This window comes from Streptomyces sp. QH1-20 (assembly GCF_041283565.1).
GTDB classification, from domain to species: Bacteria; Actinomycetota; Actinomycetes; order Streptomycetales; family Streptomycetaceae; genus Streptomyces; species Streptomyces syringius.
This window is the reverse complement of the sequence record NZ_CP166299.1, coordinates 6,333,365-6,349,313: the sequence shown is the minus strand read 5'-3', so window position 1 is coordinate 6,349,313 and position 15,949 is coordinate 6,333,365. Positions and strand designations below refer to the sequence as shown.

Here is a 15,949-nt window from a genome sequence, read left to right as displayed (position 1 = left end):
CCGTGGCCCCGTCACGGCGCCGGTGACGCGTTGGACGGCTGCGGCCGGTGGTCCGGATGGATGCCCAGGCGGTCGTGGATCAGCCGGGCGAAGTGGGTCAAGGTGCGTCCGCTGCCCATGAGTTCGCTGGGCGGGATGTGGATGTCGAAGTATTCGCGGGCGTGGAGGATGAATTCGGCTCCCATGAGGGAGTCCAGGCCGAACTCCTCCAGGTGGCGGTCCGGGTCCAGCTCGGAGGGTTCGGTGTGCAGGACGGTGGCGAGATGCCGGGCCAGGATGTCGGTGATGGCGCGCACCGCGTCCTCGGGGGTCATCGCCGTGAGGGAGCGCAGCAGTTCCTCACGGGTGTCGTCCAGGCCCCCGGCGTCCCTGGGGACGAGGCCCGCGTAGCGGGGGCTCGCGAGGAGAGGCAGGAGACGGCTGACGCGGCCCCAGCGGTAGCGGCCGATGCCGGTGACGCCGGTGTCCGCCGCGATGAGGGGCTCGGCCGCGGTGAACGCCTCGGCGGGGGTGAGGGGTTCGAAGCCGATGCCGGTCATGGTGGCCGTCAGGTTGTTGCGGGCGACGTATCCGGTGTCGGCGATCGGGCCCCAGGCGATCGCGGCGGCGGTCCGCCCCGCGTGCCGACGGGCGCGTACCAGGGCCTCCAGGTAGGTGTTCCCGGCGACGTACGGGGCCTGGGCGAGGTTGCCGGTGGCCGCGGTGACCGAGGAGTACAGCAGGAAGAGGTCGAGATCGTGCCCGGCGGTGAGCCGGTCGAGGACGTCCGCGCCGGCGGCCTTGGGGGCCAGGACGGCGGCGAAGCGTTCGTCGGTGAGGTCGGCGAGCGGGGCGTCGTCCAGGTGCATGGCGCAATGGACCACGCCGCGCAGCGGGTGCGCGGTGGCGTCCACAGCGGCGATCACCTCCCGCATCGCCGCCTCGTCGGTGACGTCGGCGGCGTACGGAGTGGCTCGCACCCCGCGCCCCGCGAGCCGTTCCAGAACGGCGGCCGCCTCGGGGGCTTCACTTCCGCGCCGGCTGACCAGGGCCAGGTGACGGGCGCCCCGGTCGGCGAGCCAGTCGGCGGTGGCCGCGCCGAATCCACCGAGGCCGCCGGTGACCAGGTACGTGCCCTCGGGGTCCAGCGACAGGACGGCGGGCAGGGGCTCGACGGGCACGGGCTCGTCCAGCGGGTCGAAGGAGACGACGACCTTTCCCGTGTGACGGGAGTGCTGCAGCAGCCGGAACGCCTCGTCCACCCGGGCGGCGGGGTGGACCGCGTGCGGGAGCGGACGGTATTGACCGGAGGCCACCCGTGTCGTCGTCGCGTGCATCAGACGAGGGCCGCGCACCGGGTCGTAGACCATGCTGTCGAGATTGAACCCGAGGAAGGTGATGCTGCGATGGAAGGGGCGCAGCAGCAGGGGGTTGTTGAAGAAGATGTCGCGCTTGCCGAGCTCGATGAAACGGCCGTTGGGGCGGAGGAGGTCCAGACTGCGGGCGATGGCTTCCCCACTGAGGGAGTTGACGACGATGTCGACGCCCTCTCCCTGCGTGAGCTCGAGGATCCGGGGGGCGAAGTCGAGGGTGCGGGAGTCCAGGGCGTGGGCGACGCCGAGGGTGCGCAGCAGCTCGCGTTTGGTCTCGGTGCCAGCGGTGGCGATCACGCGCAGGCCCAGGGCACGCGCGCACTGGATCACGGCCAGGCCGACGGCTCCGGCGCCGCCGTGCACCAGCACCGTCTCACCGGGGAGCGGCCGGGCTTCGTCGACGAGGGTGTGGTGGACGGTGGAGAAGACCACCGGGAAGGTCGCCGCCTCGGCGTAGGTCATGTCGTCGAGCATCGGGCAGACGGCGAAAGCGGGCATGAGGGCATGGGAGGCGAGGGTCCCGGCCATCAGGCCGCAGACCCGGTCGCCGACCGTGAATCCCATGACACCGGGGCCGACGGCGGCGATGACACCCGCCCCGTCGGTGCCCAGCAGTCGGCTGAGCGGGGTGCCCTCGACGGCCTCGGGCGGCAGCAGCCCGTTGGCGCGCATCGGATCGCGGTAGTTCAGCGCGGCGGCCCGCATCTCCACCAGGACCTCGCCCGGGCCCGGGCGGAGCGGCTCCGTCTGCCGCCATACGAGCCGGCGGGAGAGCCCGGGGTTGCGCACATCGAGGGTGAACAACGAGCGGGCGGTGTCGGTGGCGGGCTGATCGGCCGGGCGCTGCGTCTCGCGGGGTACGAACCGGCCGCCCCGGGTGAGCACGATTTCGTCCTCGTCGGTGGGCGCCAGGAGTTCGTGGGCCAGCCGGAGGGCGTCGGCGGCCGGGTCCCCGCTCGGCTCCAGGGAGATCCGTCGCACAGGGAGGTCGGGCCGTTCGTTGGCCAGGGTGCGGGCGGCGCCCCAGACGGCGGCGTCGGCGGGGTGGGCGGGGCGCTCCGGGGCGGGGAAGAGGCCGCTGGGGCGGGTGACCAGCCACAGTGCGGGCCGGGTGTTCTCCGGCCGGTCGGCGCAGGCGGCGGCCAGGGCCTTCAGGACGGCGGCCCGGCGCGTCGTCAGGGAGACGACGTCGTCTGCCGGTCCGGCGGGGCTGCCCGGGGGCCAGTGCTCGCCGCCGCCCAGGAGAAGGACGACACCGGCGGTGTCGGCGGGCAGGGCCGACGGCTCGCAGGTGGCGGCGGAGACGATGACGCTGTCGGTGTCGGTGCCGCACAGCAGGCCGGACAGCGCTTGCGCGGTCGGTGCCTCGCCGGGAGTCTCGGTGACGACGACCCAGGCGGGCCCCGGGGCCTGGGTGGGCGGGGCCGGGGCAGGCGGGGCGGGCTCGCCGGCCGCGAGACGTTCGGCGGCGGCGAGGAGGACGGAACGGTCGTCGGTGCCCGTCTGTACGGTGCCGGTGAAACCGCACTCTCCCAGGAGCGCCGGCCACCGGTCCCGTCGCATCAGCACCGTTTCCGGGCGCAGCGTGTGGTCGTGGCGCTGCCAGAAGGCCTCGGTGCCGCCGAGCAGGAGGCCCAGCCGCTGGGGGTGATGCGATTCGGCGGCGAGCAGGTGCCCGCCGGGGGCGAGCAGGGTGCGGACGCGGCGCAGGGCGTCGGCCAGGTCGGCGGCGGTGTGCAGGGCGTCGTCGGCGACGACCAGGTCGAATCCGCCGTCGCACAAGCCCTGGGCCTGCGGATCGGTGTCCAGGTCGAGGGTCCGGTACTCGACGAAGTCGTGGGCGGCGAAGCGGTGTCCGGCACCGGCGAATCCGGCACCCGAGCCGTCGGTGCAGGTGTAGCGGGTGCGGTCGGCCGGCAGCAGTGGCAGCAGGGCGGCGGTGAGGGCATGGGTTTTGGCGCCGAGTTCCAGCACGCGCAGGGGGCGGTCCTCGGGCCAGTGGCGGACGATCTCGCGGAGCAGGGTTCCCATGACCCGGTGGGTGAAGCGACGGTCGGGCGCGGACTCGTACAGCTGCTCGTACGCGGTGTCGCCGTCCGGCAGGGCTTCTCGCGCTTCCGCCGCGTCGCGCAGGACACCCGGCAGGTGCCGCAGGTGCGCGTTGAGGTGGGTGATCTCGGTGATGAAGGCCGGGTGGTCCTCCACCAGGGCCCGCAGCAGCGCCTCGTGGCGGGGCTCGGCGCCGGTCAGCCGCCAGCGGCCGTCGTCGTCGGGCCGGGCCAGCCCGTGGCGGGCCATGAGCGGCAGCATCAGCCGCACCAGCCGCCGGTGGCGGGCCTGGAGCCCTCCGGCCATGAGGTCGGAGAGGCTGAACGCGGCGGCCCGGTCCGGGAGCAGACCGGCCACGGCGAAGGCCCAGCAGTGGGCGGCCGTCTCGTCGACGGCGGCCGTGAAGCGGTCGTGGCCGATCTCCCGCAGGGCCTCATGTGCCCGCGTGATCCTCTCCTGTGCGGCGGCCGCCAGGTCGGTGGGCGGGGGCAGCGGTGAGGGGGCGGCTGGGAGCGCCGGGTGCGGTGCGGCGCGCAGGACCGTGTGCTGGACGGTCAGGGGGGTGCGGCGGGTGTTGTGCGCGCGCCGGCTGCGGAAGCCGTCGATCTCCGCGGTGACGGTGCCGTCCTCGTCGGCGTAGGCGACGTCCCAGCAGAACTCCGTCTCGGTGTGACTGCGCCGGCGCAGGTGCATGAGGCCGGTGGGGGCGGGGGTGCGCCAGACCCGCACCGAGTCGAACATGACGGGCAGGTAGGCATGACCGTCGTGCATGTGCTGTTCCACGAGGGCGACGGTGGCCTGGAAGGGGCCGTCCAGCAGGACCGGATGGACCGTGTACGCGTCGCTCGCGTCATCGTGCCGGTACGCGGCCAGCAGCTCGTCCTCGCCGACGCGCAGCTCGCGCAGCAGTTGGAAGGAGGGCCCGACGTCGAGGTCGAAGCGGTGGCATGTCCGGTAGAAGTCCGGGCCGCTGACCGTACGGGGGCAACGTGCGCGCACGGCTTCGGGGTCGAGGGGTGAGGGGGCCGCGCCGAGCAGGGTGCGGACCTCGGCGCGCACGACCGTATGGCATTCGGTCCCGCGTCCTTCGCTGTTGCTGATGGTCAGCGCGCCGTCCTCCGGTGTGACGGAGGTCTGCAGCCGGGCGGTGCCCGGGTCGGGCCAGGCGAGGGGAAGGGGGCTGGCGATGCCCAGGTGCCGCACTTCCACGGGCCGGTTCAGCGCCCGTCGTCCGGCGGACAGCGCCATCTCGACGTACGCGGCGGCGGGCATCAGCACCGCCCCTGCGATCTTGTGATCACCCAGCCAGGGCACCAGCTGGGGCTCGATGGCGCCCTCCCACAACGCGTGCGGGGCCGGGAGGCGTTCGCCCAGCAGCGGGTGGTCGAGCCGGCCGGTGCCGCTGGTGCGGACGACGAGGTCGTGCGCGGTGCCGAGCCAGTGCCGCTCGCGCTGCCAGGGGTAGGCCGGGAGGTCGGTCACCCGGCCGGTGTGCGGGAAGTGGGTCCGCCAGTCGACGGCGGCGCCGGCCGCGAGCAGCGCGGCGACGGCGGCGGCCGTCTCGCGGGGTCCGTCGCCGTCGCGGTGGAGGGTGGGGACGTAGGCGGCGTCGGTGCGCTTCAGATACGGACGCAGCACCGGGTGGGGCCCGATCTCGACGAGGATGCCGGCGTGGTCGGCGAGGACGTGGTCGACGGCGTCGTGGAAGCGGACCGGCTCGCGGACGTTGCGCCACCAGTAGTCGGCCGTCAGCCCCTCGCCGGGGAACACCCCGCCGGTGACGGTGGAGACGAAGGGGACACGGGCGGTGTTGGGCGCCAGCCCGGCCAGGGCGGTGCGCAGCGGATCCGCGAGGGGCTCCATGGCACGGCTGTGGAAGGCGTAGTCGAGGCCGAGGTCGCGGAAGAAGACGCCCCGGGCCTCCAGTTGTGCGCCGAGGGCGGCCAGGGCCTGCGGTTCACCGGCCACGGTGACGCTTCGCTCGTCGTTGATGCCGGCGATCTCCAGGGCGCCGGAGTACGGGGCGAGTTCCTCGCGGGCCGCTTGCTCGGGCAGTCCGACGGCGGCCATCCGGCCGGTGCCCGCGGTGGTGCCCTGGGCGCGGCTGCGTTCGGCGATCACCCTGGCGGCCTGTTCGAGGGTCAGCGCCCCCACGGCATGGGCAGCCGCTACTTCGCCGACGCTGTGCCCGAGGGCAACCGCCGGGCGCAGTCCGCCCGCCGCCAGCAGCGCCACGAGGCCCACTTGCACGGCGAACAGGGCGGGTTGGACGGTTTCGGTCCGCTGCCAGCGGGGTGGGTGGGGCTGGGCCAGCTCCTTCGCCACCGACCATCCCAGGTGCGGGGTCAGCGCGGCGTCGGCCTCCTCGACGGCGGTGCGGAAGACCGGCTCGGCGTCCAGGAGGTCGGCGGCCATGCCGGGCCACTGGGAGGCGTTACCCGAGAAGACGTACGCCACCGTGTCCCGCTCGGCCTTGCGGGCCGTGGCCCCGTGGGTGGGGGTGCCGGCGGCGATCCCCTCCAGCCGGTCGGCGGCTTCGGCCGGCCCGTCGGCCAGGACGGCCGCGCGATGCGGGTGGGCGCTGCGGCGCCGGGTGGTGGTGTGGGCCAGGTCGTAGAACTCCTCGGGCGCCGACTCGCGGAGCCGTGCCGAGACGCGCGCGGCCAGTTCGCGCAGGGCCCGGTCCGAGCGGGCGGAGATCAGCACGGGGAGCGTGCCGCCGTCGTGGTCCGCCCGGGGCGGTGGAGCCGGTGGCGTGGTGAGGATGACATGGGCGTTGGCTCCGCCGAACCCGAAGGAGTTCGCTCCGACCACCGCCCGGGCCGGGCGCGGGAGTTCGACGGGCTCGACGGTGGGGGCGAGGCCCAGACCGGCGAAGTCGATGCCGGGATTGAGCGGTTGGGCGTGCAGCGTGGCCGGGGCCACGCCGTGCCGCAGGACCAGCAGGGCCTTCAGCAGGCTCGCCATCCCGGAGGCCGGTTCCAGATGGCCCAGGTTGGACTTGACGGAGCCGACGGGCAGCGGCCCCACGGTCCGGCGCTGTCCCAGGGCCCGGCCGATCGCCTGCGCTTCGGCCGGGTCACCGGCGAGCGTTCCGGTGCCGTGTGCCTCGAAGTAGACCAGCTCGTCGGGGTCCACCCCGGCCCGCGCGTAGACCGTGCGCAGCAGTGCTTCCTGGGCCTGGGGGCTGGGCAGGGCCAGGCCGTGGGTGCGGCCGTCGCAGTTGGTCGCGGTGCCGGCGATGACGGCGTGGATCCGGTCGCCGTCGGCCAGCGCGTCGGCCAGCCGCTTGAGGACGACCACGCCTCCGCCCTCGGCCCGTACGAAGCCGTCGGCGTCGGCGGAGAAGGCGGCGCACCGCCCGCGCGAGGAGAGCATGCCCGCGTGCGAGAACCCGGAGAAGGAGAAGGGGTTTCCCAGGATGTTGACACCGCCGACGAGGGCGGTGCGGCTCGTGCCGTCCAGCACGGTCCGGCAGGCGCGGTCGAGCGCCACCAGGGCGGAGGAGCAGGCGGTGTCGATCACCATGCTGGGGCCGCGCAGATCGAAGCAGTACGACAGGCGGTTCGCCGCGATCGACAGGGTGGATCCGCTCATCATGTAGGGGTTGGTGTACTGCTCGACGGTCCCCTGGACGAGGCCGTAGAACGGGTCGGAGATCCCGACGAAGACACAGGTGTCCGACCCGGCCAGCGACTCGGCGGGGATCCCGGCGTCGTCCAGCGCCTCGGCGGCCAGTTCCAGCAGCAGCCGCTGCTGCGGGTCCATGGCCTCGGCCTCTTTCGGGGCGATACCGAAATATGCGGCGTCGAAGGAGGCCACGTCGTCGAGGAAGCCCCCGGCCGCCGTGTAGCTCCGGCAGGGGCGCAGGGCGCCGGTGTCGACGAAACGGGCCTTGTCGAACCGGTCCGCCGGGATCTCGCCGACCGCGTCCCGGCCCTCGCGCAGGGCCGACCACAACCCGGCCAGGTCCGAGATCCCTCCGGGCAGTCGGCAACCAGCGCCCACGACGGCCATCGCGCGGTCGTTCGGCTCCATCCTCGGCCCCCGTCCGGAGTTCACCCGCAGTCTGGATCCCTATGCGTACCCGGCCCGAAATCCGGCTAAGTGATTATTGACCCTTTCGAGTTAACTCGCTTCATTTTTCCGGAAGTTCACATTCCGTGACAGCTTCGCAGACGCCACTTCGGGTATCCCGTGCACCCCTCGCCTCTCGGGCTTCTCGCACAGCCGATCGCATGAGCGCCGGGTCCGTGGCATCACGGTGGGCCGAACGCAGAAATCTCGTGAAGGATCATCTGATGTCGACGCATGCTCGCTACGCTGATCCGGTGAACACGCCCTGTCGTGCCCGACTGGTAGCGACTGCCGTGCACCTGCCGCCTCAGTACCGGACCATGGAGCAGACCCGGGCCGCCATCGCCGCGGCGCACAGTCCGTTCGTGCCGCCGCCCGGCCTGCTGGAGGACATCACCGGCGTGCGCGGCGTGCACGTCAAGTACGACGACGAGCAGGCATCCGACCTCGCGGTGGCAGCCGCGGCCAAAGCCCTGGACATGGCGGGGACGGGGATCGGCGAGATCGATCTGCTGCTGTTCGCCTCCAGCGGTCAGGACCTGGTCGAACCCGCCACCGCCCACATCGTGGCGGCCAAACTCGGCGCCTGGTGCCCGGTGTTCGACGTGAAGAACGCCTGCAACAGCGTGCTCAACGCCCTGGAGACCGCCGCGGCCTTCATCGAGACCGGCCGGTACCGCACGGTCCTGATCGCCTGCGGGGAGACCGCGACGCTCACGGCCCGCTGGCACGTGCCCGATCACGACACATTCATGCGCCATCTGCCCGGCTACACCGTCTCCGATGCCGGGGCCGCCCTCCTTCTGACCGCCGGCCCGGCGGGGCCGGACGATCCCGGGGTGCTCCGCACGGTCTTCGCGTCCGACTCCTCCGCCTGGGAAGCGTGCACCGTCGCGGCGGGCGGTTCGATGCACCCGCGCTCCACGCACGACGACCATGTGTGTCTCCGGCTCAACGGCGACGAACTGTTCCGGACCGGTCGCGACATGGCCCGGCTCATCCTGGAGTACGCGCAGGAGGAGGTGGCGCTGATGCGGGCCAGCGCCTTCGTCGCCGTCCACCAGATCTCCATGCCGCAGTTCCACGAGGCCTGCGCCGCGCTCGGTCTGCCGACGAGCCGGTTCCAGGCCACGGTGGACAAGTACGGCAACGCGGCGTCCGCGTCCCTGCCGCTGCAACTCGCCCTGGCGCAGCAGTGCGAGCGCGTCATGCCCGGGGACACGGTCGCCCTCGTCGGACTGGCCAGCGGGTTCAGCATCGGGCTCGCGCTGATCCGGCTGTGACGCTTCGGGCGGTGCGATCGGCTCCGCGTCAGCGTGTCAGCACCAGCGGGTGTGGCGGCAGACGCTCCAGCCGCCGCCGTGGGAGCCGCCCGTACTCCCCGACGAGCCGCCGGCGCCACCGGAATCGCCCAGGCGGGGAATCCCGTTGGGGAACCTGGTGTCACGGTCGCGGTCGTCGGGGAAGGGGTCGCGGTAGTCCGGATCACGGTCGCCGTCGCGGTCCGGGAGGTCCGCGGTGGTGCCGGTCCCCCGGTCCGGTTCCGGGCAGCCGTTGTCGCGGGACGACAGGTAGAGCGTCGCCCTGGTGTCGCCCGTGACCTTCTCGCCTTCGGCCGGGTCGTGCGCGCACACCCGCCAGTCGTCGTACTCGCCCTCTTCGGGCAGCGTGTCGTTGCGGTACGCCTTCCGCGCCTCGACGCGGTCGGTGGGCACGCCGAGGGCGACGACCTCCGCGCGGGCCGTCCGCCAGGTCTTCCACACCAGATCGGGCATCGTGGGCCACGGGATGGGCAGGCCGTCCTCCTTCGGACAGGGGGCGCCCCTGGGCACGACGCCGAAGTCGAGCGCCGGCCGGGTGCCGGTCCGTCCCGGCTCCTGGAAGCAGACCGTCCACAGCGAGCGGCCCCGGACGAACTTGTCCTTCTCCGAGGCGTCGTGGGACAGGACGAGGAACCCGGCCTTCCTGGCCCTTCCGTACGCCACGTCCAGGCTCTGACCTCGGTAGTCCGCGGCCGGTGGCGTCGTCGCGGACGGGCTGGGCATCACGCTACGGGACCGTTTCGTGTCGGCTGCCTTCGCTTCCGCCACGGTGTCCCGCGCGGCCTCCTTCGGCGGGTCGGGCAGGACCGCGCCCAGCAGGCCCATGGCGGCGACCGACGCCGCGATCCTCCCCGCCTTCGGCCACGGATTGCCCCACCACAGCAGGACCAGCGCGACGATCAGCACGAACCCGCCCAGCCGGGGCTGCACCAGACCGAGCAGCGGCACGGCGGCGACACAGCCGACCCGGGCCCGGTTCGTCCGCCACCAGCGGCGCGGGGACGCACCGTCCGGGGGGCCGGGAGGGTCGGACGGTGCCGGGGCGGGGTGGCGCGGGGCAGGCATGGCGGTGGCCTTCGGTTCGTACAGCGGTGCGGGCGCATCGTACCCAGCCCCCGCGCCACCGGGTCCGCCTGCCGGGCCAGGTCAGCTCAGCTGCCGTCGCACCAGCTCGTGGAAGAGCCCGCCCTCGTCGGCGAGCAGTTCCGCCGGCGGTCCCTGCTGGACGACCCGGCCTTCCGACATCGCTATGACCCGGTCCGCGCCCATGACCGTGGACAGTCGGTGGGCGATCACCACGCGGGTGGCGCGCAGGGCGCGGGTGGATTCGATGACCACGCGCTGGGCTTCGTTGTCCAGCGCGCTGGTGGCCTCGTCGAAGAAGAGGACGCGCGGCTTGCGGATGAGGGCCTGGGCGATCATCAGGCGTTGGCGCTGGCCGCCCGAGACCGTGCCGCCGCCGTCGGACAGCATGGTGTGCATGCCCATGGGCATGGCCTTGATGTCCTCGGCCAGGCCCGCCAGCGCGGCCGCCTCCCAGGCCTCCTCCAGCGGGTAGGTCTCGGCGCCGCAGATGCAGTCGAGGATCGAGCCGGAGAAGGGCTGGGCGTTCTGCAGGACGACGCCGCACTGGCGGCGGACGGCCGACTGGTCGAGCGCCGCCAGGTCCTGGCCGTCGTAGAGCACGCTGCCGGAGAGGGGCTTGTCGAAGCCGATGAGCAGGCGCAGCAGTGTCGACTTGCCGCAGCCGCTGGCGCCGACGATCGCGACGAACTCTCCCGGCCTGACCTGGAACGACACGTCGTCGAGGACCAGCGGGCCGTCGTCGGTGTACCGGTAGGAGACGTTCCTGGTCTCGACGGCGCCGGTCAGCTCGCCCGGTGGGGTGCTGGAGGCGCGTACTTCCGGGGTTGCCGCCAGAAGTGGTGTGATCTGCTCGAACATCGGCTGTACGGCGGCGGCCGAGAGGAGCGCGCCGGTCAGCTGGGTGACGGAGGACAGCATCATCGTCACGGCGGTGCTGAAGGTGAGGAACTCGCCGGCGGACATGGTGCCCCGGGCCGGGCCGGCCAGCAGCATGAACATCACGAGTGTGCACAGCGGCAGACAGACCGCGTTGAGCACCGTGATGACGTTCTTGATCCGGCCGATGCGCTGCTGCAGTTCGCGGGTGCGGGCGAACTCCCGGGCCCAGGCGGCGTAGGCGAAGCTCTCGGCCGCGGCGACGCGCAGCTTGGGCAGTCCCCGCAGGGTCTGGAAGGCCTGGTTGTTGAGCTTGTTGCCGAGCTTGATCAGCTGTCGTTGGTAGCGCAGCTGCCACAGGCCGAGGCCGAGGAAGACCGCGGCGATGACGAGCAGCATGGCGAGGGCCGCCAACGCCAGCGGCACGCTGTAGACGAGCAGCAGCACGAGGTTCATCGTGCCGACGGTGCCCGCCTGTACGGACACGGAGCCGATGCCGGACAGCACGCGGCGGATGGCGCTGATGCCCATGGCCGCGCCGGCCAGTTCGCCGGTGGAGCGGCCGGCGAAGAACGTCGTCGGCAGCCGCAGCAGTCGGTCCCAGACGGCCGGCTGCAAGGCGGCCTCGATGCGGCCCTCCATGCGCAGGATGGAGATGTTCTGCAGCAGCATGAACGCGGCGGAGACGACGCTGGTCGCGATGAGCGCCAGGGTGGTCGCCACGATGAGGTCGTTCTCGGCGTTGGGCACGTACGTGCCGAGCACGGTGCCGGTGGCGATGGGGACGAGCGCGCCCAGGCCGACGGCGACCAGCCCGCCCAGGACGAGGCCGCGCAGCTCGCCGCGGGTGCCGCGCACGCTGAAGCGCAGCAGTCTCAGCAGGCTCGGTTTCCCGTCGGGCAAGGGGCGGTAGAGCATGACGGCGCGCGGTGCGAAGTCCGCCGCGTCGTTCTTGCCGATCCGTCTCGGCTTGCCGAGGGCGGGGTCCACGGCCTCGTACGCGCCCCGGCGCCACAGGAGCGCGACCGGGGCCCCGGTGTCGGCCCGGTGCCCCACCAGGGGGCCGCTGTTCTCCCGCCACCAGCGGCCGTCGAGCTTGACGACGCGGGTGCGGATCCGCGAGGCGAGGGCGATGCGTTCGACGGGGTCCAGGCGCTGGTTCGTGGCGGACGTCCCGGCCGGTTCGGCCAGGGTGACGCCCGCGGCGTCGGCGACCAGGCGGCACACGGCGAAGGTCGCGTCATGGCTCGCGCCGCGGCGGGAGGTCTTCCCGGTGCGGTCGATCGAGGCCAGCAGCGCCTGGTCCGCCTGGGTGCGGGCGGCCTCGCCCGCTTCGATACCGGCGGCCGTGCGGTCCTCGTGGGCGCGTTCGAGCTGCTCGATCCAGTCGTCCAGGGCGTACAGCAGCCGGTACTGCTGGTCGACCATGCCCTGCCACATCGCCGGGTCGACCAGGAGCGTGCCGATGGCCTCCGTCGCGTACGCGGCACCGTACTGCACGCTGCCGGGCGGGATCCGCATCCACAGGATGTCGTCGTCGGCCCCGCCGTGGCCGGTGGTGGCGCGGCCGTCCAGCGGTGCCTGGTAGAGCACGCGCAGGCCGCGGCCGATGCCGCGCGCGAAGGCGTCCTCCAGGGGGCTCGGGGCGGCGTCGGCGGCGGCGTAGCCCCACTGCTCGCCGTACTCCGGCCGGTACAGCTCGCGCAGCTCGACGCGGCGCAGCAGGCAGCCTCGCAGGGGTCGGCCGACGAGGGTGTGCACGGGGCCCTCGGCCGGGCCCAGCAGCAGCGTGCCCGCCTGAAGCCGGCCCAGGAAGTGCCAGTGCCCGGCCTGCGCGGCGTCGACCGCGAACAGGTCCAGCGCGCCGTCCACGACGAGCCACAGCACGAGCGGGCCCTCCAGGGACAGGCTGCTGACGCCGGCGCAGTCCACCGCCGAGCCGAGTCCGCCGAGGGCCGCCACGACGGGGTCGGGGGTGCCGGCGGGATACGCGGCCGTCGCCTGGTGCGGCGCCTGGTAGGGGGCCTGGTACGGCGCCTGGTAGGGGGTCGTCATCGTCTCAGTGCTCCTTGACCAGTTCGGCGTAGGCGCCCTGCGCGGCGGTCAGTTGCTCGTGGCGTCCGCGTTCCACGACCGTGCCGCGGTCGAGGACGACGATCTCGTCGCTGTCGCGCACCGTGCTCAGCCGGTGGGCGATGACGACGCAGGCGCAGCCGCGGCGGCGCAGATTGTCGATGACGATCCGCTCGGTCACCGCGTCCAGGGCGCTGGTCACTTCGTCGAGGACCATGACGCTGGGGCGGCGCACCAGCGCGCGGGCGATCTCCAGGCGTTGGCGCTGGCCGCCGGAGAAGTTGCGGCCGTCCTGCTCGACACGGCTGTGGATGCCGCCGGGGCGCCGGGCCACCACGTCGTGGACGGCGGCGTCCTCGAGGGCGGCGGTGACGGCCTCGTCGGTGATGGAGGGGTCCCACAGCGCGATGTTGTCGCGGACGGTGCCCTCGAAGAGGAAGACGTCCTGGTCGACGAAGGAGACGGAGGCGGCCAGCGCGCCGCGCGGGATGTCCTCCAGGCGCATCCCGTCGATGCGGATGGCACCTTCCCAGGGGGTGTAGAGGCCGGATATCAGCCGGGAGACGGTGGACTTGCCGCTGCCGGAGCCGCCGACGAGGGCGACCTGCTGCCCGGGGCCGACCGAGAGGGAGAAGTCCTTCAGCAGCGGGGCGTCCAGGGGGCTGTAGCCGAAGGTGATGCCGTCCAGCTCCACATGGCCCTTCAGACGCCGGGTGCCTGCGGCGGGCTCGCGCCGCGAGTAGAGCGGGTCGACGGGGAAGTTCTCGACGTCCTTGAGCCGGGCGACGTCGGCCGCGAAGTCCTGGATCCGGCCGGCCACGCCGTTGAGGCGGGTGATCGGCGCGGTGAAGCTGGTCACGAGCGCCTGGAAGGCGACGAGCAGACCGACCGACAGATGCCCCTCCACCGCCCGCAGGCCGCCGATCATCAGGATCAGGGCACTGTTGAGCGCGGCCAGGGTGGGCGCGACGACGGCCAGCCACGCGCTGGGCACGCCGAGCCGCTGCTGTACGTCGAGGGTGATCGCGTGCTGTCCGGCCCAGCGGCGGAAGAAGCCGTTCTCGCCGCCGGTGGCCTTCATGGTCTCGATGAGCGTCAGACCGCTGTAGGAGGTGTTGGTGAGCCGGGCGCTCTCGGCGCGCAGCTTCTGGGTGCCGGTGGCCCTCAGCCGGATCACGATCCGCATGGCCGCCACATTGAGCAGCGCGATGCCGATGCCGACGACGGTGAGCTGGGGGTCGTACGTCCACAGCAGCAGCGCGTAGAGCACCACGACGACGGCGTCCACGCCCGCGGCGGCCAGGTCGCGGGCGAGGGTCTCGGCGACCGCGTCGTTGGACTGCAGGCGTTGGACCAGGTCGGCCGGGTTGCGTTGGGAGAAGAAAGTGACCGGGAGCCTGAGCAGGTGCCGCAGGAAGCGGGCGCTGCCCAGGGTGGAGGAGATGATGCGCCCGCGCAGCAGATTGGCCTGCTGAAGGGCGGTGAGCGTCGCGGTGAGCACCAAGGTGACCGCCATCGACGCGAAGAGCACACCCAGCAGGGACGTCTGCTCGCCGATCAGGAACATGTCGATGTACGTACGGCTCAGCGCGGGCACCGCCGCGCCGACGAGCACCAGCAGGAGGCTGGAGAGCACGGCGGCCAGCATGGTGCCCGAGGTGCCGCGCAGCCGGGCGGGCACGGCGCCCAGCACGCCGGGCTTGCGGCCGGCGCGGCGGAAGCCCTCGTCGGGCTCGAAGGTGAGGACGACGCCGGTGAAGCTGGTGTCGAACTCCTCCATGGGGACGAACCGGCGGCCCTTGCCGGGGTCGTTGATGTACACGCCCCGGCGGCCGAGGTGACGGCCCATGCCGTCGTAGACGACGTAGTGGTTGAACTCCCAGAAGAGGACGGCCGGGGGGCTCACCTCGGCGAGCGCGGCCAGGTCCATCTGCATGCCCTTGGCCTTCAGGCCGTATCCGCGGGCGGCCTTGAGGAGGTTGCCGGCGCGGGAGCCGTCGCGGGAGACGCCGCAGGCGATGCGCAGCTCTTCGAGGGGAACGAAACGGCCGTAGTGGCCGAGCACCATGGCGAGCGCGGCGGCGCCGCACTCCACCGCCTCCATCTGCAGCACGGTGGGGGTGCGTACGGCCTTGGGCGTTCTGCCCCGGGGGACGGGCACGGGCCTGCGGCGCCTGTTGTTCCCGCGCGTCGGTTCGAGGCGGCGGCGCCCGCCGTGGGAGCCGTGGGACACCGTCATGGGAGCAGCCAGTCGACGGGGCGTCGCACGGAGAGGTGGACGGCGCCGGTGACGGGGGTCGCGGAGTCGATGGCGTAGGGGGGTCCGTCCGTGGAGGACCACCGGTAGCCGGACCTGGTGGTGGAGGAGCGTTCCAGTTCGACGAGCACCGCGACGGGCTTCCCGTGCCGGGAGAACTCGGCGGCGAGCCGGTTGTCGCCGAGGAAGCCGCCGATCTGCTCCTGGGTCCGGGGGGTGCGGCCGACCGCCTTGACGCGGCCGCGCAGCACACCGAACTGCCGCTGCGGCGCGGACTGGACGGTCAGGTCGACGGGGGCTCCCACGGGAATCGTCCCGGCGCTGCCGTCGGACACGTACAACATGGCCACCAGCGGGTCGTCGGGGTCCTTCACGCGTTCCACGGTCGCCACGTCCGCGCCGGTGGTGAGGACCGCCCCCGTCCTGGCGACCAGGGTCGTCACCCGTCCCCCGGCCACCGCGCGCACGGTGCGCTCCCCGCGGTCCGTACCGACCTTGAGCAGGGGGGCGCCCGGGGGCAGCAATTGGCCCTCTCGGGCGAGGACTCCGGTGACCTGTCCGGCATAAGGGCTCTGCAGCAGGTAACTGCCTTCGGCGTGGGTGAGGACGCCAGGTGCGCTCTGCTTGGAGGAGACGGATCCGGTGAATGCCCAGAAGCTCGACGCGGCCATGACGAGGACCGTCACGGCCAGGACGAGTCGGCCCTGCGGGCGCGCGAAGCGTACCGGCAGATCGAGCTCTTCGGGCGATTGCAGCTTGGCCAGCGCCTTTTGGCGGAACTGCACGGACTATTCCTTCGACTGCATTCGTGACAAGGGTGCTGAATAACGCGGCGAAGCCCGCCGCCGGGCGGCGGG

Annotated in this window: 6 protein-coding genes; 1 reads left to right on the top strand and 5 read right to left on the bottom strand. The window is 72.9% G+C overall.

From position 1 onward, the window contains the following. Positions 1-11 precede the first annotated feature (11 nt). Positions 12-7,439: an SDR family NAD(P)-dependent oxidoreductase gene (locus AB8O64_RS28520; protein ID WP_370422176.1), complete on the bottom strand. Its 7,428-nt coding sequence runs from the start codon at positions 7,437-7,439 to the stop codon at positions 12-14. Positions 7,440-7,798: 359 nt separating this feature from the next. On the opposite strand from AB8O64_RS28520, the gene AB8O64_RS28515 reads away from it, so the two are divergent. Then, positions 7,799-8,761, top strand: a complete 963-nt coding sequence (locus AB8O64_RS28515) for a 3-oxoacyl-ACP synthase III family protein (protein ID WP_370422175.1) — start codon at positions 7,799-7,801, stop codon at positions 8,759-8,761. A 36-nt stretch (positions 8,762-8,797) separates the two neighbouring features. On the opposite strand, the gene AB8O64_RS28510 is transcribed toward AB8O64_RS28515, so the two are convergent. From AB8O64_RS28510 to AB8O64_RS28495, 4 genes are all read right to left on the bottom strand, one after another. Then, on the bottom strand, positions 8,798-9,865 hold the full coding sequence (locus tag AB8O64_RS28510) for a hypothetical protein (protein ID WP_370422173.1): 1,068 nt from the start codon (positions 9,863-9,865) through the stop codon (positions 8,798-8,800). An 81-nt stretch (positions 9,866-9,946) separates the two neighbouring features. Beyond that, positions 9,947-12,817 (bottom strand): NHLP bacteriocin export ABC transporter permease/ATPase subunit, encoded by a 2,871-nt coding sequence (locus tag AB8O64_RS28505; RefSeq protein ID WP_370422171.1) that lies wholly within the window; start codon positions 12,815-12,817, stop codon positions 9,947-9,949. Between the two features lie 4 nt (positions 12,818-12,821). Beyond that, positions 12,822-15,074, bottom strand: a complete 2,253-nt coding sequence (locus AB8O64_RS28500) for an NHLP family bacteriocin export ABC transporter peptidase/permease/ATPase subunit (protein WP_370422169.1) — start codon at positions 15,072-15,074, stop codon at positions 12,822-12,824. Further along, positions 15,071-15,877, bottom strand: coding sequence for an HlyD family efflux transporter periplasmic adaptor subunit (locus AB8O64_RS28495; RefSeq protein ID WP_370422167.1), 807 nt, complete (start codon positions 15,875-15,877; stop codon positions 15,071-15,073). Before AB8O64_RS28495 ends, AB8O64_RS28500 begins: the two co-directional genes overlap by 4 nt. Positions 15,878-15,949 lie beyond the last annotated feature (72 nt).

Bases quoted from the DNA above. Each gene is read 5' to 3' on its own strand.
- AB8O64_RS28520 (WP_370422176.1), bottom strand. From the start codon at position 7,439: ATGGAGCCGAACGACCGCGCGATGGCCGTCGTGGGCGCTGGTTGCCGA.
- AB8O64_RS28510 (WP_370422173.1), bottom strand. From the start codon at position 9,865: ATGCCTGCCCCGCGCCACCCCGCCCCGGCACCGTCCGACCCTCCCGGC.
- AB8O64_RS28505 (WP_370422171.1), bottom strand. From the start codon at position 12,817: ATGACGACCCCCTACCAGGCGCCGTACCAGGCCCCCTACCAGGCGCCG.
- AB8O64_RS28500 (WP_370422169.1), bottom strand. From the start codon at position 15,074: ATGACGGTGTCCCACGGCTCCCACGGCGGGCGCCGCCGCCTCGAACCG.
- AB8O64_RS28515 (WP_370422175.1), top strand. From the start codon at position 7,799: ATGGAGCAGACCCGGGCCGCCATCGCCGCGGCGCACAGTCCGTTCGTG.